Origin of the sequence: Kitasatospora sp. NPDC101157 (genome assembly GCF_044768255.1) — a bacterium.
Taxonomy (GTDB): Bacteria; Actinomycetota; Actinomycetes; order Streptomycetales; family Streptomycetaceae; genus Kitasatospora.
This window is the reverse complement of the sequence record NZ_JBIWPL010000032.1, coordinates 33498-58591: the sequence shown is the minus strand read 5'-3', so window position 1 is coordinate 58591 and position 25094 is coordinate 33498. Positions and strand designations below refer to the sequence as shown.

Genomic DNA, 25094 nt, shown 5'->3' with positions numbered 1-25094 from the left:
CACTCTTCGGACGGTGGCCGCTGACCGGGTTCGGTCAGCGACCACCGTCCGAAGCGCCGGAGCGGATCAGGTGCCGGCCAGCGGGAGGGAGGCGGCGACCACCTGACCCAGCGCCACCGCCCGCTCCAGCGCCTGGCGCAGCAGGTCCTCACGAGGCTGGCGGCCGACCATGCCGGCCGGGACGGCGTACATCGTCACCTCGGAGAGCTGGCTTGCGGCCATCCGCCAGGCGTCGGTGACCTGGAGCGGCTGGTGGGCCTGCCACCAGCCGGTGCTGCCGCCCGCCGCGGCGGGCTGGAGGATCGCGTGCAGCTTGCCCATGGCGACCAGGACCGACCAGCCGGGCAGCTGCTCCGGGGTCTCGTCGAGGTCGCCGACCCGCTGGAAGCCCGCGTCCTGGAGCAGGTCCAGGAACTCGTCCTCGCCGGACGTGCTGCCGGGGCGGCCGACCGGGCCGGTGGGTTCGACCACCAGTGCGGCGTGGCCGACCTTGCCGTGCAGGACGAGCCCGCAGGTGATGCCGAGGATGGCGGCCTGCCCGGGGGCGGTCGGCTGGGGCGGGGCCCCGGCGGCGCCCTGCGCGGGGACGGCGAAGTCCGGAGCGGGGAAGTCCGGAGCGGGGAAGTCCCGGGTGGCGAAGTCGGGGGTGGGGACCGCGAAGTCCGGGCCAGGGGCCGTCAGGTTCGGCGCTGCGGGCTGGGACTGGCTGATGCTGCGGACGGCGCCGGCCAGTTGCTCCTCGGCGACCGGCACGACCTGGGACGGAATGCAACGGGCGTGGGCGAAGGCCAGGACGGCGGTCTCGTCACCGACGAACAGCACCGTGCTGGTGGGCTCCGCGTGGGTGTCGCCGGGAGTGCGGCAGGAGGTGCATTCGTAGCTGTCGGGGGCGCGGTCGCCGCCGAGCAGGCGGTCGGCCTCGTCGTCGCCGATCTCGGACCGGACCTCGTCGCTGACGTCGAGCATGCGCGGCACAGGGTCTCCTCGGATGGGTGCGGTTGGGGTCACGGGGGGCGGACTCGGGGAGGTCGCCATGCCCAACGGGCCCTTGTGTCAGGCGTCACGGGTGCCCGTCGAGGCTGACGGGAATTGCCCCTGATCCGATCGCGCCACGTGTTCTCGTTGTCGCAATCTGTCGATGTCGAGGGCGGGACTGCCGGAATGGAACTGTGAGGTGGGCCACGGCTCATCGGTGTTTGATCTAGGAATCAATGGCCAAACCGGACATTTCGGTCATGAATCGATGGTCGTTACCGCCGGTAACCCGCTCCTGAGCTGGGCAGACCGGTGGAGTTTTGGTTTCCCCGGTGACCGGCTCGTAGCTTCTTTGGCGGCGCAACGAGCGCCACCCGGGCTCACCCCCGACGCACCGCCCCCCGGTCCCGCCGGGCGCGGCAGGTGCCCGCCGACGCGATCGCTCGAACAGGTCGCCGGCGAGCGGCTGGGTGGCCGGGGCGGCAGCGGCACGTCCGACACGTGCACGGCCGTCCGACGGACGCGGCAAGCGAAACGCGGCCCTCTCCAGGGTCTGGTTCCGCATGCCCGCCCGGGGCTGTCGAGAGGAACCCCATGACCTTCCGTCACGAGAACGCCGCTGCCACCACCACCGCCGCCACCAAGCGCAACCGCGTTCGGATGGCCGTCGTGGCGGGCGCCGCTGTCGCGGCCCTGCCGGTGGCCGGCCTCGTCACGGCCACCTCGGCCTCCGCCGCGCCCGTCTCCACCTGGGACGCCGTCGCCCAGTGCGAGAGCGGCGGCAACTGGGCCATCAACACCGGCAACGGTTTCTACGGCGGTCTGCAGTTCACCTCCAGCACCTGGGCCGCGTACGGTGGCACCGCCTACGCCGCGCAGGCCAACCTCGCCACCAAGGCGCAGCAGATCGCGGTCGCCGAGAAGGTCCTCGCCTCGCAGGGCCCCGGCGCCTGGCCGGTCTGCTCCGTCAAGGCGGGCCTGACCAAGGGCGGCGCCCCGGCCGCCGTCGACACCACGGCCGGCTCCTCCGCCGCCAAGCCGGCGCAGGCCCCCGCGCCGAAGGCCGCCACCCCCAAGGCCGCGGCCGCCCCGAAGGCCGCTGCCGCGCCGAAGGCTGACGCGCCGAAGGCCGCTGCGCCGAAGGCCGACGCCGCGCCGAAGGCGGACGCCGCCAAGTCCTGGAACGGCGCCCAGTCCTGGAAGGGCTCCAACGATGCCAAGCCGGCCAAGGGCGACTACACCGTCAAGTCCGGTGACACGCTGAGCTCCATCGCCGCCGCGAAGGGCCTGGACTGGCACGACCTGTACAAGAACAACGCCAAGGTCATCGGTGGCAACCCCGACCTGATCTTTCCGGGCCAGACCCTGAGCATCTGAGACCCGATGAGCTGACCGTCGCTCGGCTCGGCTCGGCTCGGCTCGCTCGGCTCGTGCCACGGCCGCTCCTCCGCCACGCGGGGGAGCGGCCGGCGGCGTTCCCGGCGTGTCGGGGCGGATGGGGGCCCGGTCGGAGGCGAGCTGCCTAGGGTCGGCTGCCGTGCCGAATGCGAGTGAGGAACGGACGACCCGGGCCGTGATCCGGGAGGGTGCTTCCACGGTGGCGGTGGCGACGGCTGCCGTGGTGGTGATCGCCGTGGCGATGACCGTGGTGGTGGCGGCAGTCGTGGTCTCGGGCGGTGTCCGGGCCGGCGCGGCGCCGCGGGTCGCGGACCTGGTCTGGGACGAGCTCGCCGACTGCGAGAGCGGCGGCGACTGGCGGGCGGACACCGGCAACGGCTTCTACGGCGGCCTGCAGATCCAGCCGCCCACCTGGGCGGAGTCCGGTGGCCTCCACTTCGCCGACCGGCCCGACCACGCGAACCGGCGGGAGCAGACGACGGTCGGGGAGGAGATCGTACGGCAGCAGGGGTGGGAGGCCTGGCCGTCCTGCGCGCGGCAGCTGGGGCTGCTGGGGTAGGCGTTCCTCTCCTCAGGTCCTGTGCTCCTCGGGTCCTGGGCCCCGCGGGCCCCTTGTCTCCTGCGCTGCTCGGCTCCTGGCCGCCTTATCTCTTGGGTCGCTCGGTTACTGCGCTCCTCGCCTCCTATGCGCTCAGGCCGGACTGCCGGACCGTGACATTGAGCCGTCCCACCAGCCCGAGTGACGGATCCGCCGTCCCCGGCAGCGTCCGGACCACCCCGTGGTACGCGAACCGGGCCGGTCCGCCGAAGACCAGCAGGTCCCCGCTGCGCAGCTCCAGGTCGGTCCACGGCCGGGTCCTGGTCGCGGTGTTCCCGAGCCGGAAGACGCAGTCGTCGCCCAGCGAGAGCGAGACCACCGGGGCGTTCGCGCGCTCGTCGCGGTCCTGGTGCAGGCCCATCTTCGCGCCGTGCGGGTAGTGGTTGACGATCGCGGTGTCCGGTTCGTACGCCGTCGCGCCCGCGATCTCCCCGACCCGGTCACCGTAGGACTCCGCCACCGCCCGTCGGGCCAGCTCCCCGAGCAGCGCCGGGAACGGCTTGACCGGGGCACCGTCCTCGGCGACGCGGGCGTAGCCGTACGGGTACCAGTGCCAGCCGAGGCTGACCATCCGTACCGACATGACCCCGCCGGTGGGCATCCGCACGCTGTGCAGCCCGGCGGGCGGCCGGGCCCACTCCCGGCAGGCGGCGACCAGCCGGAGCTGCGCGGCGGGGTCCAGCCAGCCGGGGAGCAGGACGGCTCCGGGGGCGGGTTCGGACCGTACCCGCTCGGCCCGGCCGCCCGCGCCCGGGAGACCGCCGGGCCGGTTGTCGGGCTGGCCGTCGGGCCGGTCGTCGGGTTGATCGTCGAACAAGTCACCCTGGATCACCTCCCCATCCTCCTGCTTCCTGCTTCTCGCTTCCTGCTCTGCCCTGCCCCAGGGGCGATTCGAGGGTGCTCGGCCGTTCGTCGACCTGTCCACTCGTTTTCACGTTCGAGTGAATCGGTCGCTCGGGGCCGGTGAGCGGGAATGACCCGGGTCGCCGGAGAATTCGAATGAGCTGGAGAACTCGATCGGAATCACGAGAGGGAGCGCGCGCATGGGTACCCCCGTCGACGACCTCGTCGATCTGCTGGACCTGGAGCAGATCGAACTCAACATCTTCCGGGGGCGCAGCCCCGAGGAGGCGCTGCAGCGCACCTTCGGCGGGCAGGTCGCCGGGCAGGCGCTGGTCGCGGCGGGGCGCACGGTCGAGGGCGAGCGCCCCGTCCACTCGCTGCACGCGTACTTCCTGCGGCCCGGGGTGCCCGGCGTGCCGATCGTCTACCAGGTCGACCGGATCCGCGACGGCCGCACCTTCACCACCCGCCGGGTGCTCGCCATCCAGGGCGGCCGGTCGATCTTCTCGCTGACCGCCGACTTCCACAGACCGGAAGAGGGCAGCATCGAGCACCAGTACCCGATGCCGTCGGTCCCGGCGCCCGAGGGCCTGCCCAGCGCGCTGGACGAGGTCGGGTCCCGGCTCGGCGAGCTGCCGCCCTTCATCAGCCGCCGCCAGCCCTTCGACATCCGCTACGTCGAGCGGCTGCGCTGGAACAAGGAGGAACTGGTGGACGTGGAGGCGCGCAGCGGTGTCTGGCTGCGCACCAACGGTCCGCTGCCCGACGACCCGCTGATCCACGTCTGCGCCCTGACGTACGCCAGCGACATGACGCTGCTGGACGCCGTCCGCGCCCCCGTCGAGCCGCTCTGGGGCACCCGCCACTTCGACATGGCCTCGCTGGACCACGCGATGTGGTTCCACCGTCCGTTCCGGACCGACGACTGGCTGCTCTACCAGCAGGAGTCCCCGATCGCCCACGGCGCTCGCGGCCTGGCGCGCGGGCAGATCTTCGACCGTAACGGGCAGCTGGTGGTGTCGGTGGTGCAGGAGGGCCTGTTCCGGCCACTGAAGGGCTCAGGGGCTGAGGGGCCGACGAACTGAGGGGCCGAGGAACTGAGGGCCGATGTCCCGGCCGCCGTGTTGCTTGCCGCCGCACTGCCGCCGTGTTGCGGTCTGCTTGCGGCTCCTTGCCGTGTGCTGCGGTGTCTTACGGGCTCCTTGCAGTCTCCTTGCGGAATCGGCGGCTTGCCGAGGCCGGGGAATGATCCGTACCGGCGCACGGCGTTGTGCAGGATGACCGAGTGTGCAGGATGACCGAGACGGACGGCTCGAACGGCGGGCCGTCCGCGGACCGGACCGGGAGGGTTGACCGATGACGGCGACGGCCGCGGAGGACTGGAAGCACTGGAGTGACCGGCGGGCGGCGTCGGTGAGCGCGCCGCACGGCCAGCTCGCCCTCACCGGCACGCACTGGCTGGAGCCCGAACCGGTCGAGGTCCCGGGACTGCCCGGCCGGTGGTGGGCCGACGCCGAGGGCGTCCGGGTGCGGGCCGCGGCGGCCGACGGCATCACCGTCGACGGCACCGACGGCCTGGTGGACGGCGAGGTGCTGCTGCGCCCGGACACCGACCCGGCCGCCGACACCGCCACCCTGGGCGAGCTGCTGCTCGTCCCGATCGAGCGGGAGGGCGAGCTCGCCCTGCGGGTCTTCGACCCCTCCTCGCCCGGCCGGGCGCGCTTCGCGGGCATCGCCGCCTATCCGTACGCGCCCGAGTGGGCCGTACCCGCCGTCTACACCCCCTTCGAGGAGGAAGGGCAGTCGGTGCTGGTCGCGAACGCGGACGGCAAGGACCGCCCGCTGGCGGTCACCGGGACGATCGAGTTCACCGTGGCCGGGGAGCACCGCACGCTGACCGTCAGCCGTGCCGGGCAGCGCCTCACCGGCGTCATCGCGGACGCCACCAGCGGGATCGACACCTACCGGTTCCGCTTCATCACCCTGCCGGCACCCGACGGGGACGGCCGGACCGTCCTCGACTTCAACCGGGCGTACCTGCCGCCCTGCGCCTTCGCGGACCACTTCATCTGCCCGTTCCCGCCGCCGGGCAACCGGCTGGACTTCGCGGTGGAGGCAGGGGAGAAGCAGGTGCTGAGCAGGTAGGGCGCGGGAGCGGCGTCGTCGGCCGATCGGGCGCGGAGCCCGGTCGGCGGGCGGGCAGAGCCGGACCCGGTGTCGGTACCGGCGGAGGCCGGAGCAACCATGGACCGTTGTGACGACCAACCAACCCCCTGAAGCCCCGGCCCCCGCCCTCGCCCCTTCCTCTGCCACCTCTCCGGCCCCTTCCCCCTCCCCGGCCGCTTCCCCCGGCCCGGCGGACCTTCCCTGGTACCGGAGGGCCTTCGCCGACCTCAGCCCGCTGCGCGAGCACCCCGACTACCGCCGGGTCTGGTCCGGCCAGGCGGTGTCCTCCATAGGCCAGCAGATGACCGCGGTGGCCGTCTCCGTCCAGGTCTACGACCTGACCGGCTCCGCCTTCGCGACCGGCCTGGTGGGCCTGTTCTCGCTCTTCCCGCTGGTCGCCTTCGGCCTGTACGGCGGCGCCATCGCCGACACCGTCGACCGCCGCAAGCTCGGTCTGATCGGCTCGGCCGGCCTGGCCGCGGTCTCCGCCCTGCTCGCCGCCCAGGCCCTGGCCGGGCTCGGCCTGGTGGCCGTCCTCTATGCGGCGGTCGCCCTCCAGGCCGGGTTCTTCGCACTCAGCTCGCCCGCCCGCTCGGCGATGATCCCCCGGCTGGTCCCCGCCCACCAGCTCCCGGCGGCGAACGCCCTGAACACCGTCAGCATGAACCTCGGCCTCACCGTCGGCCCGATGCTCGGCGGAGTCCTGATCGGCGCCTTCGGCGCCCAGGCCGCCTACCTCGTCGACACCGTCGCCTTCGCCGGCACCCTCTACGCCATGTGGCGCCTGCCCGCCATGCGGCCCCAGGGCGAACGCAAGGGCCGCGCCTCCGTCCTCGACGGCCTGCGTTTCCTGCGCGAGCAGCCCAACCTGCGCACCAGCTTCCTCGCCGACCTGGCCGCGATGATCTTCGGCATGCCGCGCGCCCTCTTCCCGGCCATCGCCGTCACGTTCTACGCGGGCGACGCCCGCACCGTCGGCCTGCTCGTCTCCGCCCCGGCCGTCGGCGCCCTGATCGGCGCCCTCTTCTCCGGCTGGGTCGGCCGGGTCCACCGCCAGGGCGTCGCGATCCTCGCCGCCGTCTCCGCCTGGGGCCTCGCCATCGCCGCCTTCGGCGCGCTCCACAACCTCTGGCTCGGCCTGCTGCTGCTCGCGGTGGCCGGCTGCGCCGACACCGTCAGCATGATCTTCCGCAACACGATGATGCAGGTCGCGGCCCCCGACGAGATGCGCGGCCGACTCCAGGGCATCTTCATCGTCGTCGTGGCCGGCGGCCCCCGCCTCGGCGACTTCGAGTCCGGCGCCGTCGCCGCCCTCAGCAACCCCGCCACCTCCGTGATCACCGGCGGCCTCGCCTGCGTCGCCTGCGTCCTCCTCCTCGCCGCCCGCCGCCCCGCCTTCCTCACCTACGACGCCCGCCACCCCACCCCCTGACCACCCCCACCCCGATACCTGGCAGCGAGCACCCCCCGACGTGCTGTATTGTTTTCCACGTCGCCGGGACAACCGGAGACAAGGTCGAGAAGCCACCCGGCAGAGCCCCCCAGGCCCCGCCGCACGGCGCCGAGACCACGGGACGTGGCGCAGCTTGGTAGCGCACTTGACTGGGGGTCAAGGGGTCGCAGGTTCAAATCCTGTCGTCCCGACCGCGAGTTTTCGCAGGTCGGAGGGCGCTTCCATCGAAATGATGGGAGCGCCTTTTTGTGCGTGTCGCGGGGTGGTGGTCGCATGGTGGTCGCGCCCTGACCGGCCTGGGAACGCAGCCTGGTGGCAGGTGGCGGTGGACAACTCGCCGTAGCCAGGCTGGAGTTGTGGCCGGATGGTCAAGCGTGGTGCTTCGGAGCCGGAGGAGCTCGGCCCTCCTGGACGGGTGACCTGCTGTCGTCGGCTTGACGCGCTCCATAGGCGATCTTACTCAGTGGCGACTGATTCGCGCAGGTTTGTCCCTATTGCTGGACAGGGATCCTCGCCTGAAGCCTGCCGAGTGATCGTTCCGGTGCGACCACCACGCGATCCCCAGGGGTCGGGCGTGGTTGCTGAGCTGCTGCTACCCCTTGAGAATGCGACAAGGGCCCCGCTGCGCCCGTCCGTGCGCCGCGGGCTGCTGATAAGCGCTCAGGCCGCGGCGGATGAGGACCGATACGCGCTTCGGCTTCGTGGCCTTCGGTTGGCGTCGTGATGCTGAGCTCGGAGTTGCGCGGGCTTCGACTGGGTCAGATTTTCGCGGCTGGTATTCCGTTGGGTCCGTTTCAGGCCCTGCCGCTGTCCTGTTTCCGGTCGTCGTCCGGTCTGGGAAGGTTTCATGGCGGGGCGGATTGCGGGCAGCTGCGATCCGCGCCAGCGGTTGAGCGTGCAGAAGTACCGCTGACGCTCGCAGTCGAGGAGTTGTGCCCGCATTGCGCGTGGCCGATTCCGGGTGACCATCCGCTCGTTGCCTTCGCGGAAGCGGTGTCGTCTCTGACGTCGTTGACGGCCTGGGTGGATGCCGCAGGCGATGAGGCGGAGTTCCCGGCGGGCTCCGTCATGCTGCCGGTAGGGCGGGCGGAGTCGGATGTTGCGCGTGATGGGCAGCGTCGAAGGTGGCTGCGCTTGCAGGCGCAGCTGCTGGAGAGCCACACGGTCGCTGCGGCCTACCCGTGGCTGGCGTCGTGGGCCGAGCCGATGCGGGCAGCTCTCGAGGAGGCCGTCGACTGCGCGCGCCGGAGCCTGGCCTCACTGCTGGACGAGGCCGCTCTGCTGGAGGCGGCCTGCGCCGCGACCTTGTCGTCTCCAGGGGTCCATGAAGGGCCGGCCGTGGTCGGGCCGGGGCCCAGCGGTTCGTTGCTGGTGCAGGATGCGTGGGCTCGCTGGCGGCACGAGTGCGCGGCCGGCTGGGACGGGCTCGAGGTGGGCAGGGCTGCGGCGATGGCGGTGGTCTACGGAGCGTTCGGGTCCCGTCGGCGGGGTCGCACAGGGGCTCTCGACGCGCTCGACCACCTTGTTGACGACTGGAATGCCCGGGCGCGTGCTCTGGCCGCGCAGCACGCGGAGGTTCCTTGCCGTTCGGTCGCGGTGGATCTCCCGCCGCTCGACCGCGTCCATGGCGACGAGGGGTCGGAGGACGGGCTGACCCGGTGGGAGGCCGGTGTCCTCGCCGTGTATCAGGTGGTTGTGCACTGGTCCGCCGGGACCGTCGACCTGCTGGTGCCTGGCCCTGTTGCTGATCAACTTCTCCGCAGCGCTTCCCTCGCTGTGGAGGACGAAGACGGTGACCGCTCGGGCGTGTGACCACCGGATCGCGAGCCCGAGCGAATGGCCCATGGTGCGGCTCAAGCGGTATGTGAGGTGCGATGGCGCCTGGAGACCGGCACTCCGATTATTAGGCAGCGCGTCCGAGACGGTGAGGGCGGCCGGAATCGAGGTCGGCCTCGGCGTGTGCGAGGGCGTCGGCCAGAGCGTTGACCGCCTCGTCCGCGGCGTGCTTGAGCAGGTGTCCATAGATGTTGATGGTCGTGGCCAGGGTGGAGTGCCGCAGGGTCTTGGAGACCACCGCCATGGGCACACCGGAAGTGATCATGATGGTGGCGGCGGTGTGCCTCAGGTCGTGCACCCCGATCCGCGGCAGCCCGATCTCGGCAGTGCGCCGCCGCAGCTCATTGAGGACGTGCTGGGGCCGCAGCGGCGCGCCGTCCACCCCGGCGAAGACGAGTCCCTCCAGTGGCGCGCCCGGCGGGAGCAGCGACTGCTGGTGGTCGGCTTGTCGGCGCAGGGCATCCATGGCCCGGGTGTTGAGGCTGACCCAGTTCAGGCTCGCCTTGGTCTTCGGTGGCCCCAGGTGCAGTTCGTTGTTGTTGACCGCGGACAGGGTCCAGCGGACGTACACCTTGCGCTCCATGAAGTGCACGTCCGTCCAGTGCAGGCCCAGTGCCTCGCCTCGCCGCAGACCGGTTGCCAGGATCACCTCGAACAGGTCCCCGAGCTGGTCCGCGTACGTCTGGGCGTTGTGGCGAAGGAACGCGGCGGCCTGCAGCGGGGTCCAGCACAGGCGCTCGGGAGAGGCCGGCCGTTGCCTGATGGCGCGCCGGGCCGGGTTGTAGGTCAGGCGTTTGCCGCGCACGGCCTGGCCGAGCGCGCTGCGCAGGACGGCGCCGGCGCGGTAGACGGCGACCGGTCCGCGTCCGGCGGCGCGCTGGTCGGTGCTCCACTTCTCGATGTGTTGGGCTTTCAGGTCGACCAACCGGATCCGCCCGAAGGTGGGCAGCAGGTCCTTGTGGACGTACGCGTGGTAGTTCGCGTAGGTGGAGGCCTTGAGGGTCTTCTCCTTCAACGCGAGCCACTCGAGCAGGTAGCTGCCCACGGTGATCTTCGGGTCCTCGAAGACCCCGATCCGCTCCGCGGCCAGCACGAGCTCCAGCGCGTACCTCGCGTCCTGTTCCGAGCGGTAGCCGCTGCGGCGGCGGGTCTTGCGTCCCACCTCCGGGGACGGCAGGTCCACCGCGTACGCCCAACTCCCGTGCGCTGCCTCGGCGCGCAGCGTCGGACACGAGGCTCCCAACTGCCGGTGGCTCTTGTCGCGGCAGCCGCAGCGGCGGTAGACGCGGCCACGGGTGGGACAGGTGCTCATCAAGTTCTCCCTGTGTCAGGTGATCGTGGTGAGACAGGTGCCCACCAGCCACCTGCTCATGAGCAGAGGAGCACCGGCGTGCGAAGCACTGGGCGCCTCGCGGCGCGCAGCCGGCGATCGTGTCGGGGGAGCGACCCGGCTGCCTGCTCCAGAGCGCCGGTTTGATCCCTCGGGACGTCTGAGTCCGCCCCGTTGTGGTCCACCGGGCGGCGACCCCGGACCCGGTCGGACTGCCCTTCCCACGCCCCGGATGGTCGGTCGTCTCGGCCTTGGACAGGTTTCATGTCCGGGTGATCGGATGCAACCACCGTGCGATCACCAATGCAGAGTTGGGGCTCTGACCTGCGGCTTACGGTGAGGAGCCGCAGGGTTGCCGCTGTGTCCGGGCAGAGGGGGGAAGGGGGGCCGATCGTGGTGGGCGGCGGCGGTTTCGCGGACGAGCTGGGCGTGCACGGCCGCGCTGCTATTGCTGCTCAGTCTGCTTGTCGTCCCAGTCCTCGGCATCGGCGTCTGGGTCGTCCTCGTCGTCGAGGTCGTCGTGACTCGATGTGGAGGAGCCAGCAGCTGTGGATTCCGGTCGGGGGTCTTCTGGAGGTCGCGGTCGGGGCCGTGGGGTCGAGCGGGGTCAGGCGCACCTCGATGTCGGCGAGGTCGGGTGCGTCGTCGCCGAGCTTGGCGAGGGTCTGGTGCGCGTCGTCGATCTGGTCGCGCAGGGTGTCGGGGCGGACAGCAGGCTGTCCGTGATGTGCAGGGCGTGGCGCACGAGGCCGGTAACGGCGTCATGCGGGGTGGCGCCTTCGCCGGGAGGGTGGGGCTTTGTAGGAAAAGGCTTTGACACCGTTGGCCTCCTGGATGACCTGGACTGCGAGGCGGCCGCGGCGGGGTCGATGGCGGAGTGGAGAAGGGCGCCGCCAACCCCTCGACGATCGATTGACAGGCGGTTCAGCGGGCTATGGCGGTTCCGCTGTTGTGGTCTCCGGATCTCGACGGGTGTCGACTTGACGTCACGTCGTGGCGATGATGTCCCGGACATCGTCGAGTGTGGTGTGGGGGTGCAGGAAGGCGAAGCGGGCGACGGTTTCGCCCTGCCAGCCGGTGGGGGCGACGTAGCCGATCTGGCTGGCCAGGAGCCGTTGTGACCAGGTGTGGTAGTCCCGTGCGGACCAGCCCCGGCGGCGGAAGAGGACGGCGGTCAGTTCCGGTTCGCGGATCAGCTCCAACTGCGAGGTGCACCGGATGAGCTCTGCTGTTTGGCGGGCGAGGGTGAGGGCGTGTTCGATGGCGTCGATGTAGGCCTGGGTGCCGTGGATGGCTAGGGAGAACCACAGGGGAAGGCCGCGGGTTCGGCGGCTGAGGTGGTGGGCGTAGTCGGCGGGGTTCCAGGCGGTTTGGCTGTCGGTTTCCAGGACGTCGAGGTAGGAGGCGTGTTGGGCGTGGGCGGCTTTGGCTTTGGCGGGGTCGCGGTAGAGCAGGGCGGCGCAGTCGAGAGGGGCGAAGAGCCACTTGTGGGGGTCGATGACAAGGGAGTCGGCGTGCTCGATGCCGCGGTAACGGTCGCGGACGCTGGGGGCGAGCAGACCGGCGCCGCCGTAGGCGCCGTCGACGTGCAGCCAAAGGCCGAACTCCTGGGCCACGCCGGCGATCCCATCGAGGTCGTCGATGATGCCGGCGTTGGTTGTTCCGGCGATGGCGACGACGGCGATCACGTCGTCGGAGTCCGGGTCGGCGGTCAGGGTGGCGCGCAGGCGCTGGCCGGTCAGTCGGTCTCCGCTGGTGGGGACGAGGAGCGGCTCGACGCCGATGATGCGTAGGGTGTTGGCGATGGAGGAGTGTGCCTGGTCGGACAGGGCGATCCTGGTCCGCTGATGGGCGCCGCGCCCGCGCTGGACCCGGGCGGTTTCGCGGGCGGTGACCAGGGCGGACAGGTTGGCGGCCGAACCGCCGGAGACGAAGCAGCCGCCCGCGTCCTCGGGCATCGCGGCGAGATCGGCGATCCAGCGCAGGACCTGGTTCTCGGCGGCGATCGGGCCCGAGGCCAGCAGCCAGGACACGCCCTGCGCCGAGGTGGAGGAGACCACCATGTCGAACAGCTGGGCGGCCTGGGTGGGCGCGGTGGGGATGAAGGACAGGAACCGCGGTTTCGCACGGTACGACCGTCGAGGCCAGGTGGTCGGTGTAGAGGCGCATGACCTCGGCGGGGTCGTTGCCGTCGGCGGTGATCAGTCCGGCGAGGGCCGCGTCGAGCTTGTCCTTCTGTCCGGGCTGGTTCAGCGGCGCCGGTCCACCGCGGAGCACGGCGCGGACGTGGGTGAGGACGAGGTCGGTCAGGGCAGGGTCGTGCGTGTGCATGGCGTGCCTTCGCGTCGGTGGTGCGGTGCGGCGCGGCATTCGGCCGTATGCGGTACGCCGCTGTCGGGCCGCTGGGCCCGGGGCTCAGTGAATCCGGCCGGGCCTGGGCTTGTGTTGGGTGCTGGGTACCGGTGTGCGGTGGTGAGTTCGTTGCGGCGGCCAAACAGCCGATCCACGGGGGCGCGGGTGAGCGGGGTCGCCTATGTCGAGGTACCGGATTGGAGTGCGGTCCGAACCGGTCGCGTGAGATTGGGGGCTGACGACAAGCCACTGTGCGGTACGGGCGGTCAGGATCGGGGAAGCCCGATTCAGTCCGAAAGGCGGCATCCCGTGAGCAAGAGCCAGGTCCCGGTGCTGGGCATTCTCGGCGGCATGGGGCCGCTGGCGACGGCCGACTTCTACCGTCGGCTCGTTGAGCGCACCCCGGCCGGCGCCGATCAGGAGCACCTTCCGGTGCTGATGTGGGCCGACCCGCGGGTGCCGGACCGGACGGCGGCGCTGCTGGGCGAGGGCCCCTCCCCGGTGCCAGCGCTGGTGGAGGGGGCACGGTGGCTGCGGCGGGCGGGGGCGAGCTGCATCGCGGTGCCGTGCAACACGGCGCACGCCTACCTGGGCCAGGTCTCGCGAGCCGTCGGGGTCGAGGTCCTGGACATGGTCGAGGCCGCGGTGGGCAGCGCGGTGCTACGAGTGAAGCGGGTGGGTGTGCTCGCCACCTGCGGCACGCGCACGGCCGGCCTGTACGAGCGGGCCGGCGAGCGGCTCGGCGTGGCGGTGGTGCAGGTGCCGCTGGAGGTCCAGCAGGAGTGTGTGGATCCGGCGATCGGGATCGTGAAGTCGGGTGGCCGACTGGCCGAGGCCGAAGAGTTGATCGCTGAGGCGGCCACCGTGCTGAAGAAGCAGGGGGCGCAGGCAGCGATCGCCGCCTGCACGGAGATCCCGCTGGTCAGCGGCCCGGCTTCACAGTTGCTTCCGCTGGTCGATTCCACGGACGCGCTCGTGGACGCCATTCTGGCCCGGCTGTGGCGATCCCCACGCCCGACTTCGTGTGGGGCGACGAACGCGGCCGGTTAGCCTTGTCGGCACGTACCGACCTGCGGGGCTCCGACGGTCCTAGCCTGCGGAGATGATCAGCCACATGCCGACGCACCCCCCAAGAAGCCTGAGCCGTGTCGTGGACGACCTCGGCTCCACCCTCCTGGACCTGGTCCATGGGGACGCGGACCAGGTGCCGGAGATCGGTGGGGTGGCGATCCACGATCCCCACGACGAGCAGCAGTACCCGCCGCACGCGATCGTGCTCGCCCCCGGCGTGCGGGGGATCGACCAGATCGAGCAGGCTCTGCGCGCCCTGGCCGCGCAGCAGGCTGCGGCGCTGGTCGTGCGCGGCCCGGTCGAGGACGAGCCCGGGCTCGTCCAGGCGGCCGAGCAGAGCGGGATCGCGCTGCTCGCCCTCACCCCGGGTGCTTCCTGGGCCCAGCTGGCGGCGATGCTGCGCACCCTCCTCGCCGAGGGCGACATCGGGGAGGAGAGCGGGAACACCCTCGGCGGGGTACCGTCCGGAGACCTGTTCGCGCTCGCAAACGCGGTGGCGACGCTGCTCGACGCGCCCATCACCATTGAGGACCGGCGCCAGCGGATCCTCGCCTTCTCCGGCCGGCAGGACGAGGCCGACTCCTCGCGGGTGGCCACCATCCTCGCCCGGCAGGTGCCTGACGGATACGTGCGGATCCTGGAGAGCCGTGGCGTCTTCAAGGAGATCTACCGCAGCGAGGACCCCGTCAAGATCGATCCGGCCACGATCAGCGAGGGTGAGACGGCCATCCCCCGCGTAGCGATCGCGGTACGCGCGGGCGACGAGATCCTCGGTTCGATGTGGGCGGCGGTTCGGGAACCGCTCACCACGGCCCGCGAGAACGCGTTCAAGGAGGCAGCCAAGCTCGTGGCCCTGCACATGCTGCGGGTGCGGGCGGGAGCGGACGCGGAGAACCGGTTGCGCGCCGACCTGGTGGCCACCGCTCTGGAGGGCGGTGCGGGTGCGGCCGAGGCCCTGGGACGCCTGGGGCTGGCCGGGGAACCGGTGCTGGTCATGGCCCTCGGGCTGGCCCACCGCCCGGACGAGGACCACGCCCAGCTCACCGCCGACCGCCAGCGCCTGGCCAGCGCGCTCGCCGTCCACCTCACCGCCGTTCAGCCGCGCTCGGCCGTCGCGCTGCTCGGCGAGACCGCGTACGCGCTGCTGCCGGTGCCGGGCGATCCGACGCGCGGACGCGACCGTGCGGTCCAGGTCGGCGCCGACTTCCTGCAGCGCACCGGGGAGCGCGCGGGCGCAGTCATCGCGGTCGGATCGGTGGCTGGCGAGCCGGCGGCACTGGCCCGGTCCCGGACGAACGCCGACCGTGCGCTGCGCGTGCTGTTCAACAGCCGCACGGACCTGCAGGTCGCCTCGATCGCGGACCTCTACACCGACGCGCTGTTGCTGGAAATGAAGGACCTGGCTGCGGCCAACCGGGACGAGTTGACCGGCCCGCTGGCCCTACTGGCCGCCTACGACGCCAAGCACAACGCCCACCTGGTGGAGACACTGCGAGCCTGGCTGGAGGCGTTCGGGGACATCATCACCGCCTCGGCCAGCGTGTTCGTCCACCCCAATACCTTCCGCTACCGCATCCGCCGCGTCGCCGAGGTCGGCCAGATCGACCTGCAGGACCCGGCCGCCCGCTTCGCCGCCATGCTCCAGCTGCGGCTGCTGGGCCCGCACAACGGCATCGGGGCCCGTGCCGACGGCGCGGACCCTGACGCGGTGCCTGCTGGCTGAGCAGGCCGGGCCGGGCGTCAGCTCAGAGCCGCACGCCCGGCGGCACGACCAGGCCGGGGTTCGCGTCGTGGAAGGCGTCGGCGGCCTCGATGGTGCGCACCCAGTCGTAGAAGAGCTCCTTCGTGGACAGCCGCTCGATGCCCAGCGAGTCCAGGCGGCGCAGCCCGCGCTCGTGCGCGGCGTTCGGCGAGTAGGTGGCGTCGTCGACGACCACGACGCGCTTGCCGGCCTCGTGCAACTGGATCGCCGAGTGGGCCACGCAGATGTCCGTCTCGATGCCGACGAGCACCATGGTGGTGCGGCCAGTGGCCTCGATCGCGGCGGCGATGTCCGGGTTGTCCCACACGGCGAAGGCATTCTTCGGCAGGGTCACGGCCTTGGCGGGCAACACGCCGCGGATCTGCGGCACGGTGTGACCGCTGTGGGCGGGGTCCTCCTCCGTGACGACCACCGGGACCTCCAACCGGTCGGCGATCGCGGTGATCCATGCGATCCGCTGCACCATCTCGTCGAAGCGCAGCCGGTCCACGTCCAGGCGCCGCGGCGGGTAGAAGTTGTCCTGTACGTCGATGACCACCAGGGCCGAGTCGTCACGCTCGATCAGCGGCACGTCCGTCTCCTCATCATTCGGGCTCGGCGCCACCCTAGAGAGCGCATTCGGCCGCCGAGTCGTCCCGGCGCCCAAGCCCGTGACCGCCACTTCGTACCCGACCACCAACGACGCCGACCCGCCGCCGCATAGGCTCCCGCCCAGTTCCATCGACTCACCCCCGGAGGGCCACGTGCAGACCGAGACCCAGCACTGGCAGACGCGCCTGGCCGCGCTGGCAGCCGACTGCGAGGTGCCCGGTGCGAGCCTCGCCGTCTGGCACGACGGCCAGCTGCGCGAGTACGCCACTGGCGTACTCAACACCGACACTGGCGCGCCGGTGCGGACCGACTCGCTGTTCCAGATCGGGTCCGTGACGAAGGTGTGGACCGCGACCCAGCTGATGCTGCTGGCCGAGCAGGGCCGCGTCACGCTGGACACCCCGGTGGTAGAGGTACTGCCGGAGTTCCGCGTGCGGGATGAGGAAGCGACGAAGGCGATCACGGTGCGCCACCTGCTCACCCATACCTCGGGCATCGACGGGGACCTGTTCCTGGACACCGGCCGCGGTGACGACTGCCTCGCACGCTACGTCCAGGCGTGTGCCGAGCTGGAGCAGGCCTTCCCGGTCGGCGACTCCCACTCGTACTGCAACTCCGGGTTCGTCATCGCAGGCCACCTGATCGAGCGGCTCACTGGGCAGGGTTGGGACCAGGCGCTGCGGGAGCAGATCTGCGAACCCCTCGGGCTGACCCACACCTGGACCCTGCCGGAGGACGTGCTGCGGTTCGGCGCGGCCATGGGCCACCGCGACGGCCGCCCGGCTCCCGCGTGGGGACTGCCGCGGTCGGTCGGCCCGGCCGGGCTGATCTGCGCCCGGGCCGCCGACGTGGTCGCCTTCGGCCGCGCCCACCTCACCCCGGGCGCGCTGCTCGCCGACCCGGCCGCGATGCGCAGGCCGCAGGCCGACCTGCCCAACCCCCATGACGGCGGGCGGTGGTGGGGCATCGGCTGGAGCCTGGACGAGTGGGACGGCCACCAGGTGGCCTCGCACGGCGGCGACACCATCGGCCAGCACGCCATGCTCTGGATGCTGCCCGACCTCGGCACCGTCATCGCCCTGCTGACCAACGGCGGAAACAGCATCGACTTCCAGCACCGCCTGGTGACCGAGCTCCTCGCCGCGCTGCAGGACGTACAGGTGCCTGCGCCGCTCGCCCCGCCGGCGCAGCCGGTCGCGGTGGACGTCGACCCGTTCACCGGCGTCTACGAGCGTGCTGGCAGCCGCATCGGCGTCACCCAGCATGCACAGGGCCTGCGGATGACCACCGAGCCGACCGGCATGCTCGCCGGTCTCGCCCAGCCGCGCACCCTGGAGCTGACCGCCGTCGACGCGTCCACCTTCGTGGGCTGCAGCGATGACGACCCCACCTGGATCCCCGTCGTCTTCGAGGACCGCCCGGACGGCACCTCCTACCTGCACTACAGCGGTCGCGCCACCCCGAAGCGCCGCTGACGGACACGATCGGACCGAGAACCCCATGACCTTCCCACCCCCGGCCGGCGACCCGGCGGCCGAACTGCAGGCGATCTTCGACCATGCCGGCGTGGAAGGCTTTGTCCACGCCCGCGACGTCGATACCGACGCCGAGACCGGCTGGCGCCCCGATGCCCCGGTCATCGTCGCCTCCGTCCGCAAGATCCTGGTCGCCCTCGCCTACGCCCGCCAGGCAGCCGCCGGCACCCTGGACCGCGCCGCGCGCCACACCATCACGGCCGTCAACCGCGAGGGCGGCGGCATCGGCACCGACAGCTGCCTGCACGACGTGGCGATGAGCACCCGCGATCTGGCGTTCTTCATGATGTCGATGAGCGACAACGCCGCCACCGACAAGCTGATGGAACTCCTCGGCACAGACCAGGTCCGTGCCCTGGCCGCCGAGATCGGTTGCCCGCGCATGCCGGTGGGCCGCTACCGGGACCTGTGGGATCCGGTATGGGCGGAGCTCGGCCTGGACGCGGACGGCGATCTCGACGCCCAGCTCACCAAGGTGAGCGAGGAACGGATCCGCGGGCTGGCGATGCTCGACCCCACCCGGTCGGCCTCCAGCACGCCGCGCGAGATCACCTCCCTGCTGACCGCGATCTGGCGCGACGAGGCGGGACCGGCCGAGGCCTGTGCGGAGGTGCGCGAGTTGATGTCCCACCAGTTGTCCCAGCACCGATTGCTGGCCGGCTTCGACAACGGCGTGAAGGTCGCAGCCAAGAACGGCTCGCTGTGGGGCGTCCTCAACGAGGCCGCCGTCGTCGAGTACCCCGACGGCGGTCGATACGCCGTCGCCGTGTTCCTGCGCACCCCTGCCCTCAGCGGGCGCAACCCGGCCGCTGACGCCGCGATCGGCCGGGCCGCCCGCACCGCCGTCGACCAGCTGCGCCGCGACCGCACACCACTTGAGGAGAAGGCATGACCGCAGCCGCTCAGCCCGGCACCGCCGAGCAGCTGAAATCGGTGCTCGCCGACCTGTTCGCCGAGGCCGACGTCGACGGGTTCGTCCACGCCCGCGACCTCGACAGCGGCGCCGAGTTCGGCTTCGGCGCCGACGACCGCGTGTTGCTGGCCTCCGTCTTCAAGATCCCGATCGCCTTGGAGTACGCCCGCCAGGCCGCCACCGGGCAGCTGGACCGGGCCGGGCGGCACACCGTCACCGCCGCCCACCGGGCCGGCGGTAGCGGCACCGACGGCGGCCGCTACGACGTCGAGATGAGCGCGCGCGACCTGGCGTTCCTGATGATGACGATCAGTGACAACGCCGCCACCGACGTGCTGCTGAACCTCGTGGGCCTGGACCGGGTGAAGGCCACGCTGGCTGCACTGGGGTTCCCCGACTTCGGAGTGGCGTCCTGCGCCTCTCTCGACGACGACATCCGTCGCGACCTCGGTCTGGCACCCGGCAGCCCGATCGACGAGCAGCTTGTCGGTGTCCCCGAGAATCGCCTGCTGGCGCTCAGTGCGAACGACCCCGAGCGCAGTCCGTCGAGCACCCCGCGCGAGGTCACCGCCCTGCTTGCCGCGATCTGGCGCGACCAGGCCGGCCCGGCCGACGCGTGCGCCGAAGTGAGGGCGATCATGGCCCAGCAGGTCTGGCAGCACCGCCTGGTCTCCGGTTTCGGCGACGGGATCAGGATCTCGGGCAAGACGGGCACTGACTTCACCGTTCGCAACGAGGCAGGCCTCGTCGAGTACCCGGACGGGCGCCGCTACGCCGTCGGCGTGTTCCTGCGCACCCACACCACGGCGCCGCGCCAGCCGCGGGCGGACCGGGCCATCGGCCTGGCCGCCCGCGCCGTCATCGACCACCTACGCGCCTGAGCTGCCGCACGGGGGTCGGCAGCGGTGTGCGCGAAGGAGACGGGGGTGCCCCGGCCGGGGCACCCCCAGCGCGGCATCGGTTACCTTCGTCTGTGTCCGATCCGTGCCCCGGTGCTCGCGCGCGTGAGCCCGGGGCACACCGCTACCCGGACCCGGTGCGGTGCGCGGCGTTCCGCTTGGGGTGGAACGACTAAGTCGCGCCGTGCCTTTTGTTCTCCCGTCCGAACCACGACCGGCAGGTAGCCGCGACTCTGGGGCAACTCTCCGCCCCCAAGGAGCCCCCATGAGAAGAGCGCAAGCGGCTGCCGCGTGTCTCGCCGCGTCGCTGCTCGCCGCCGGCTGCGGCGCCGCCCCGGCCGGCTCGGTCGGTGGTGACCCCTTCACCTTCGCGATCAAGAGCGACCCCGGTCTGCTGGACCCCGCCCAGGTACAGGACACCACCACCTACACCGCCCTGTCGCTGGCCTACGACACGCTGGTGAACACCGGCGCGGACGGCAGCATCGTCTCCGGCCTGGCCGACCACTGGTCGGTGACCCCGGACTCGGTCACCTTCACCCTGCGCCGCGGCGTCACCTGCGCGGACGGCAGCCCGGTCACCCCGTCCACCGTCGCCGAGAACGTCTCGTACATCACCGACCCTGCCACCAAGTCCCCGGCCCTGGGCGTCGTCATCCCCGAGGGACTGACCGCCAAGGCCGACGACAGCGCCGGCACGGTCACCCTGGCCACGCCGACGCCGTTCTCCTTCATCCTGGAGAGCACCCGCTACCTGTTCGTCGTCTGCGGCCAGGGCCTGAAGGACCGTTCGCTGCTGAAGAGCGGCACCTCCGGATCGGGCGCCTTCCAGCTCACCTCCGCCAAGCCGAACCAGAGCTACACCTTCGCCCGGCGCCGCGACTACACCTGGGGCCCCGGCGGGGCAACCACCTCGGATCCGGCCATGCCGGGCAGCGTGGTGCTGAAGGTCATCGGGAACGAATCCACGACGGCGAACCTGCTGCTGTCCCACCAGCTCAACGGCGCCCAGCTGTCCGGGCCGGACCGGGCCCGGGTCACCAACGTGCCGGGCCTGACCACGAGCGCGCAGAACAACGGCACCCAGGAGTTCTTCTTCCACCAGGGCCCCGGCCACCCCGGCAGCGACCCGGCGGTGCGAAGAGCCTTGCTCCAGGCCGTGAACCTGAAGGACCTGGGCGCGATCGCCACCGGCGGCACCGGCACGGCGCCCACCGGACTGATCATGGACCCCAGACCCTGTCCCGGAGACACCGTCACCGGGCACCTGCCGGCCTTCGACGCCCACGCGGCCGAGGCCGCCCTGGAAGCGGCCGGCTGGCACCGCAGCGGCTCCGGCGCCCGGACCAAGGACGGTCGGCGCCTGACCATCCGGATGATCTACTCGGCCTCCTCCGGCGAGACGATGGCCGCCGCCGCCGAATACCTCGCGGACGCCTGGCACCAGGTCGGCGTGGACGTCCAGCTGCGGGCCGTCTCGGACGCCGCCTACAACGAGGTCGAATCCGTCACCCAGGACTGGGACGTCGACTGGGCACCGCTCGGGGTCACCCTGCCGACCCAGCTCACCGGGCTGCTGTCCGGCCCCTTCACCCCCGACGGCGGCAACTTCGCCCACCTGACCAACAAGGCTTACGAGGACCTCACCGCCAAGGCCGTCACCCTGCCCGGCGCAAGCGGCTGCGCCCTGTGGAACCAGTCCGAGAGCGCGCTGTTCGACAGCGCGGACCTGATCCCGGTGGTCGACAAGACCCTCACCACCGCCTCCCACGACGCCACCTTCCGCATCACCGGCGGTCTGTTCGACCCGACCTCGATCCGCATGACCGGAGGCACCAAGTGACCGCCCCCGGCTCCGTTCAGCGCCGGCGCACCCGGCGACTGACCCCGCTGTTCTTCGCCCGGCACCTGCTGCGCCTGGCCCTGTCGCTGGCGGTGCTGGTCGTCGCCTCGTTCGCGATGATCCACCTCATCCCCGGCGACCCGCTGCGCCGGATGCTCGGCCCGACCGCTCCCAAGGAGCTGATCGAGGCCCGCCGCCACGAACTCGGCCTCGACGACCCGCTGATCGTGCAGTTCGTCCATTACGTGCAGCACCTGGTCCACGGCGATCTGGGCACCTCGTTCTTCTCCGCCCAATCCGTCGCCGACATCATCCGCGAGGGCCTGCCCAACACCCTGGCGCTTGCCGTCCTCGCGACCGCCCTCGCCCTCGCCACGGCCGTGCCGGCCGGCATGTGGGCGGCCGTGCGCACCCACAACGGCCGCGGGCGCGGCACCGAGACCGCGTTCACCACCGTCACCGGAGCCGCGGTCGCCATCCCCGAGTACCTGTACGGCTTGGCGCTGCTGCTCGTCTTCGCCCTGGGCCTCGGTGTACTGCCGCCGGCCGGGCTCACCGGCCCGAGCTCCTACCTGCTGCCGGTCACGTCGCTGGCCATCGCGCCCGCGGCGATGATCGCCCGCCTGGCACGGGTCGAGACGCTGCGGGAACTCGACACCGACTACATGCGCCTGGCCCGCGCCAAACGCCTGCCGGCCTGGCGGCTGTACGCGGTGCACCTGTTGCCGAACACCCTGACCGCCACCCTCACCATGGGCGGCCTGCTGCTCAGCGGACTGATCACCGGCAGCGTCCTGGTGGAGAGCGTCTTCGCCTGGCCGGGGCTGGGGCTTCGCACCGTCGAGGCGATCACGCAGAAGGACTACCCGGTGGCGCAGGCCATGATCCTCGTCTACGGCGCGCTGGTGCTCCTGGTCAACTTCCTCGTCGACGTCCTGCTCGCGGTCATCGACCCCAAGTCCGCCCACTCGGCCACCACCCGCAAGGAGGGCTGATGCGCCGCCTGATGAAGAACCCCGTGGGACTGCTGGGCGCCATCCTCGTCACCGCCATGGTCGGCCTCGCCCTCGTCGGGCCGCTCATCTGGAGCGGTGCGGCGAACGCGATTCACCCGCAGCAGATCAGTCAAGGCTCCTCCTCCGCGCACCTGCTGGGCACGGACGCGCTCGGCCGCGACATGCTGGCCCGCACCCTGGCCGCCACCCGGCTGACCATGGGCCTGGCGTTCGTGGCCACGTTGATCGGCACCGGTGCCGGCATCCTGCTCGGAGCCGCTCCCGCCGTCTTGCCCCGCCCGGTCGCACGCGCCGTGACCGCTGCGGTCGACTTGCTGGTGGCTTTCCCCGCACTGCTGCTGGCGATGTTCACCGCCGTCGTGGTGGGCCTGGGTGGGCGTGGCGCCGTGCTCGGCATCGGCGTGGCGCTCGCCCCGACCTTCGCCCGGCTCACCCACACCCTGACCGCGTCCGTCACCGGCTCCGACTACGTCGCCGCCGCCCGCATGCTCCGCGTGCCGCGCCACCGCATCCTGACCCGGCACGTGCTGCCCAACATTGCCGAGCCGCTCATCCTCAACGCCGCCCAGGCGATGGGCTCCGCGCTGCTCGGCCTGTCCGCGATGTCCTTCCTCGGCATGGGCGTCCAGGCCCCCTCCTACGACTGGGGCCGGCTGCTGAACGACGCCTTCGGGCACGTCTACGTCACCCCGTCGGTGGTGATCGCCCCCGCCGTCGCGGTCACCCTTGCTGGCCTCGGCTTCATGCTGCTCGGCGACACCTTCGCCAAGGCCGCCGGCCGCACCACCGCGACCGCCGCCAAGCCCGTCCCGCCCGTCGTGGCCCGCGCCGAGGAACTGCCGCTGCCCGACGCCATCCTGGAGGTGCGCGACCTCACCGTCGCGTTCCCCGGCGGTGTCACCCCCGTGCGCGAGCTGTCCCTGACCGTCCACCCCGGTCAGATCGTGGGCCTGGTCGGCGAATCGGGCAGCGGCAAGAGCATGACCGCCGCTGCGATCGGACAGATCGTCCCCCACCCCGGCCTCACGGGCAGCGCCCGGATGCGGCTGTGCGGAACCGACCTGGACACCCTCGGCGCGGCCGAGCGCCGCAAGCTTCTCGGGTCCTCCCTGGCGATGGTGTTCCAGGACCCGACCTCCTCGCTCAACCCGGCGCTGCGGGTCGGTGGCCAGCTGGCCGAGGTCGCCACCCTGCACGACGGCGCGAGCCGCGCCGAGGCCCGCGACCGGGCGATCGAGCGGCTGCGGCGCGTGCACATCAAGGAGCCGGAGCAGGTCATCAGGCAGCACCCGCACGAGCTGTCCGGCGGCATGCGCCAGCGCGCCGTGATCGCCATGGGCCTGATGGGCACCCCCCGCCTGATCATCGCGGACGAACCGACCACCGCCCTGGACGTCACCGTCCAGCGCGAGGTACTGCGGGTACTGCGCGAAGTCGTCGACGACACGCGAGCCGGCGCGCTGTTCATCTCCCACGACATCGCCGTCGTGAGCGAGCTGTGCGACCGCGTCCAGGTCATGTACGCCGGACGCGTCGTCGAGGAACTGCCCGCCGACGCCCTGCACCGCGCCCGCCACCCCTACACCCGAGCCCTGATCGGCTCCATGCCCGACATGGACACCGACCGCTCCCGCCCGCTCACCACCATCCCCGGCCGCCAGCCCTCACCCGCCGACATCGGCACCGGCTGCGCCTTCGCCGACCGCTGCGCACTGGCGACCGACCGCTGCACCGAGCGGCCCGCCCTCACTGAACGCGACGCCGACCACCTGGTCGCCTGCTGGGAGGCCTGATGCTCATCAACGAACTCACCGTCCGATTCGGCCACTTCACAGCGGTGGACGATGTCACCCTCGGCGTGGCCGAGGGGTCCGTCACCGGCCTGGTCGGCGAGTCCGGCTCCGGCAAGTCCACCCTCGCGCGAGCCGTCGCCGGTCTCGTGCCCTACCGCGGCAGCGTCTCCGGCGTCGAGGCCGGACGCATCCAGATGGTCTTCCAGGACCCGTACTCCTCGCTCAACCCGAGGATGAGCATCGGCGACGCCATCGCCGAAGGGGTCCGCGGACCGCGCCGCCACCGGGACGACGAGGTCGCGCGCCTGCTCGAACTCGTCTCCCTGCCAGCCGCCTACGCCACCCGCTACCCGAAGGAGCTGTCCGGCGGGCAGCGCCAGCGGGTCGCCATCGCCCGGGCACTGGCGGCACAGCCGGACGTGCTGATCGCCGACGAGATCACCTCCGCCCTCGACGTGTCCGTCCAGGGCGCGGTGCTCAACCTGATCCGCGACCTGCGCGCCGAACTCGGCCTGACCATGCTGTTCATCTCCCACAACCTGGCCGTGGTGCGCTACGTCTGCGACGCCGTCGCCGTCATGCGCGCCGGCCGGCTCGTGGAGGCCGGGCCCGTCGACGACGTGATCGGCCGCCCCGAGGACGCCTACACCCGCTCGCTGCTGGATGCCGTCCCCACCCTTGCCCGCACCTGACCGTCTACCGGCCCGGCGGACCGCCCGC

General features: G+C 71.8%; 20 protein-coding genes and 1 tRNA gene. 16 read left to right on the top strand and 5 right to left on the bottom strand.

What is annotated here, in order from left to right; all coding sequences use genetic code 11:
* Positions 1 to 66: 66 nt before the first annotated feature.
* Positions 67 to 975, bottom strand: a complete 909-nt coding sequence (locus ACIRVF_RS37800) for a hypothetical protein (protein WP_402828681.1) — start codon at positions 973 to 975, stop codon at positions 67 to 69.
* Between the two features lie 594 nt (positions 976 to 1569).
* On the opposite strand from ACIRVF_RS37800, the gene ACIRVF_RS37795 reads away from it, so the two are divergent.
* On the top strand, positions 1570 to 2352 hold the full coding sequence (locus ACIRVF_RS37795; protein ID WP_402828678.1) for a transglycosylase family protein: 783 nt from the start codon (positions 1570 to 1572) through the stop codon (positions 2350 to 2352).
* Between the two features lie 160 nt (positions 2353 to 2512).
* Positions 2513 to 2932, top strand: a complete 420-nt coding sequence (locus ACIRVF_RS37790) for a transglycosylase family protein (protein WP_402828675.1) — start codon at positions 2513 to 2515, stop codon at positions 2930 to 2932.
* A gap of 124 nt (positions 2933 to 3056) precedes the next feature.
* Here ACIRVF_RS37790 and ACIRVF_RS37785 read toward each other — a convergent pair whose 3' ends face one another.
* Positions 3057 to 3668, bottom strand: a complete 612-nt coding sequence (locus tag ACIRVF_RS37785; protein ID WP_402828717.1) for an alpha-ketoglutarate-dependent dioxygenase AlkB — start codon at positions 3666 to 3668, stop codon at positions 3057 to 3059.
* Between the two features lie 346 nt (positions 3669 to 4014).
* Between ACIRVF_RS37785 and ACIRVF_RS37780 the strand changes: the two genes are divergently transcribed.
* The 5 genes from ACIRVF_RS37780 to ACIRVF_RS37760 all read left to right on the top strand — a co-directional run bounded on the left by ACIRVF_RS37780 (position 4015) and on the right by ACIRVF_RS37760 (position 9245).
* Positions 4015 to 4899: an acyl-CoA thioesterase gene (locus tag ACIRVF_RS37780; protein ID WP_402828672.1), complete on the top strand. Its 885-nt coding sequence runs from the start codon at positions 4015 to 4017 to the stop codon at positions 4897 to 4899.
* A gap of 271 nt (positions 4900 to 5170) precedes the next feature.
* Complete coding sequence (locus tag ACIRVF_RS37775; RefSeq protein WP_402828669.1) at positions 5171 to 5959, top strand: DUF1684 domain-containing protein; 789 nt, start codon at positions 5171 to 5173, stop codon at positions 5957 to 5959.
* A gap of 109 nt (positions 5960 to 6068) precedes the next feature.
* On the top strand, positions 6069 to 7412 hold the full coding sequence (locus ACIRVF_RS37770; RefSeq protein WP_402828666.1) for an MFS transporter: 1344 nt from the start codon (positions 6069 to 6071) through the stop codon (positions 7410 to 7412).
* Positions 7413 to 7550: 138 nt separating this feature from the next.
* Positions 7551 to 7624 (top strand) — tRNA-Pro (locus ACIRVF_RS37765).
* A gap of 529 nt (positions 7625 to 8153) precedes the next feature.
* Positions 8154 to 9245 carry a hypothetical protein gene (locus ACIRVF_RS37760; RefSeq protein WP_402828663.1) on the top strand — a complete coding sequence of 364 codons (1092 nt, stop codon included), beginning with the start codon at positions 8154 to 8156 and terminating at the stop codon, positions 9243 to 9245.
* A 91-nt stretch (positions 9246 to 9336) separates the two neighbouring features.
* Here the strand turns inward: ACIRVF_RS37760 and ACIRVF_RS37755 are convergent, their stop codons facing one another.
* Both ACIRVF_RS37755 and ACIRVF_RS37750 read right to left on the bottom strand, forming a co-directional pair.
* Positions 9337 to 10581, bottom strand: coding sequence for a tyrosine-type recombinase/integrase (locus ACIRVF_RS37755; protein ID WP_402828660.1), 1245 nt, complete (start codon positions 10579 to 10581; stop codon positions 9337 to 9339).
* Between the two features lie 1004 nt (positions 10582 to 11585).
* The gene (locus ACIRVF_RS37750; RefSeq protein ID WP_402828657.1) at positions 11586 to 12662 is read right to left on the bottom strand and encodes a pyridoxal phosphate-dependent decarboxylase family protein; all 1077 of its coding nucleotides are present in this window, start codon (positions 12660 to 12662) and stop codon (positions 11586 to 11588) included.
* A gap of 598 nt (positions 12663 to 13260) precedes the next feature.
* Here ACIRVF_RS37750 and ACIRVF_RS37745 point away from each other — a divergent pair.
* Together ACIRVF_RS37745 and ACIRVF_RS37740 are read left to right on the top strand one after the other, a co-directional pair.
* On the top strand, positions 13261 to 14001 hold the full coding sequence (locus ACIRVF_RS37745) for an aspartate/glutamate racemase family protein (protein WP_402828654.1): 741 nt from the start codon (positions 13261 to 13263) through the stop codon (positions 13999 to 14001).
* A 64-nt stretch (positions 14002 to 14065) separates the two neighbouring features.
* Positions 14066 to 15745: a PucR family transcriptional regulator gene (locus ACIRVF_RS37740; RefSeq protein WP_402828651.1), complete on the top strand. Its 1680-nt coding sequence runs from the start codon at positions 14066 to 14068 to the stop codon at positions 15743 to 15745.
* A gap of 22 nt (positions 15746 to 15767) precedes the next feature.
* Here ACIRVF_RS37740 and ACIRVF_RS37735 read toward each other — a convergent pair whose 3' ends face one another.
* Positions 15768 to 16355, bottom strand: coding sequence for an isochorismatase family protein (locus tag ACIRVF_RS37735; protein WP_402828649.1), 588 nt, complete (start codon positions 16353 to 16355; stop codon positions 15768 to 15770).
* A gap of 172 nt (positions 16356 to 16527) precedes the next feature.
* Between ACIRVF_RS37735 and ACIRVF_RS37730 the strand changes: the two genes are divergently transcribed.
* The 7 genes from ACIRVF_RS37730 to ACIRVF_RS37700 all read left to right on the top strand — a co-directional run bounded on the left by ACIRVF_RS37730 (position 16528) and on the right by ACIRVF_RS37700 (position 25066).
* The gene (locus ACIRVF_RS37730) at positions 16528 to 17850 is read left to right on the top strand and encodes a serine hydrolase domain-containing protein (RefSeq protein WP_402828647.1); all 1323 of its coding nucleotides are present in this window, start codon (positions 16528 to 16530) and stop codon (positions 17848 to 17850) included.
* Positions 17851 to 17875: 25 nt separating this feature from the next.
* Positions 17876 to 18802 (top strand): serine hydrolase, encoded by a 927-nt coding sequence (locus ACIRVF_RS37725; RefSeq protein WP_402828644.1) that lies wholly within the window; start codon positions 17876 to 17878, stop codon positions 18800 to 18802.
* Positions 18799 to 19704, top strand: coding sequence for a serine hydrolase (locus ACIRVF_RS37720; protein ID WP_402828641.1), 906 nt, complete (start codon positions 18799 to 18801; stop codon positions 19702 to 19704). The genes ACIRVF_RS37725 and ACIRVF_RS37720 overlap by 4 nt, the downstream gene beginning before the upstream one ends.
* Positions 19705 to 19987: 283 nt before the next feature.
* Positions 19988 to 21565: an ABC transporter substrate-binding protein gene (locus ACIRVF_RS37715; RefSeq protein ID WP_402828639.1), complete on the top strand. Its 1578-nt coding sequence runs from the start codon at positions 19988 to 19990 to the stop codon at positions 21563 to 21565.
* A complete protein-coding gene (locus ACIRVF_RS37710) occupies positions 21562 to 22560 on the top strand; it encodes an ABC transporter permease (protein ID WP_402828637.1) in 999 nt (332 codons plus the stop codon). The genes ACIRVF_RS37715 and ACIRVF_RS37710 overlap by 4 nt, the downstream gene beginning before the upstream one ends.
* The gene (locus tag ACIRVF_RS37705) at positions 22560 to 24374 is read left to right on the top strand and encodes a dipeptide/oligopeptide/nickel ABC transporter permease/ATP-binding protein (protein WP_402828634.1); all 1815 of its coding nucleotides are present in this window, start codon (positions 22560 to 22562) and stop codon (positions 24372 to 24374) included. The genes ACIRVF_RS37710 and ACIRVF_RS37705 overlap by 1 nt, the downstream gene beginning before the upstream one ends.
* Positions 24374 to 25066: an ABC transporter ATP-binding protein gene (locus tag ACIRVF_RS37700; protein ID WP_402828632.1), complete on the top strand. Its 693-nt coding sequence runs from the start codon at positions 24374 to 24376 to the stop codon at positions 25064 to 25066. Before ACIRVF_RS37705 ends, ACIRVF_RS37700 begins: the two co-directional genes overlap by 1 nt.
* Positions 25067 to 25094 lie beyond the last annotated feature (28 nt).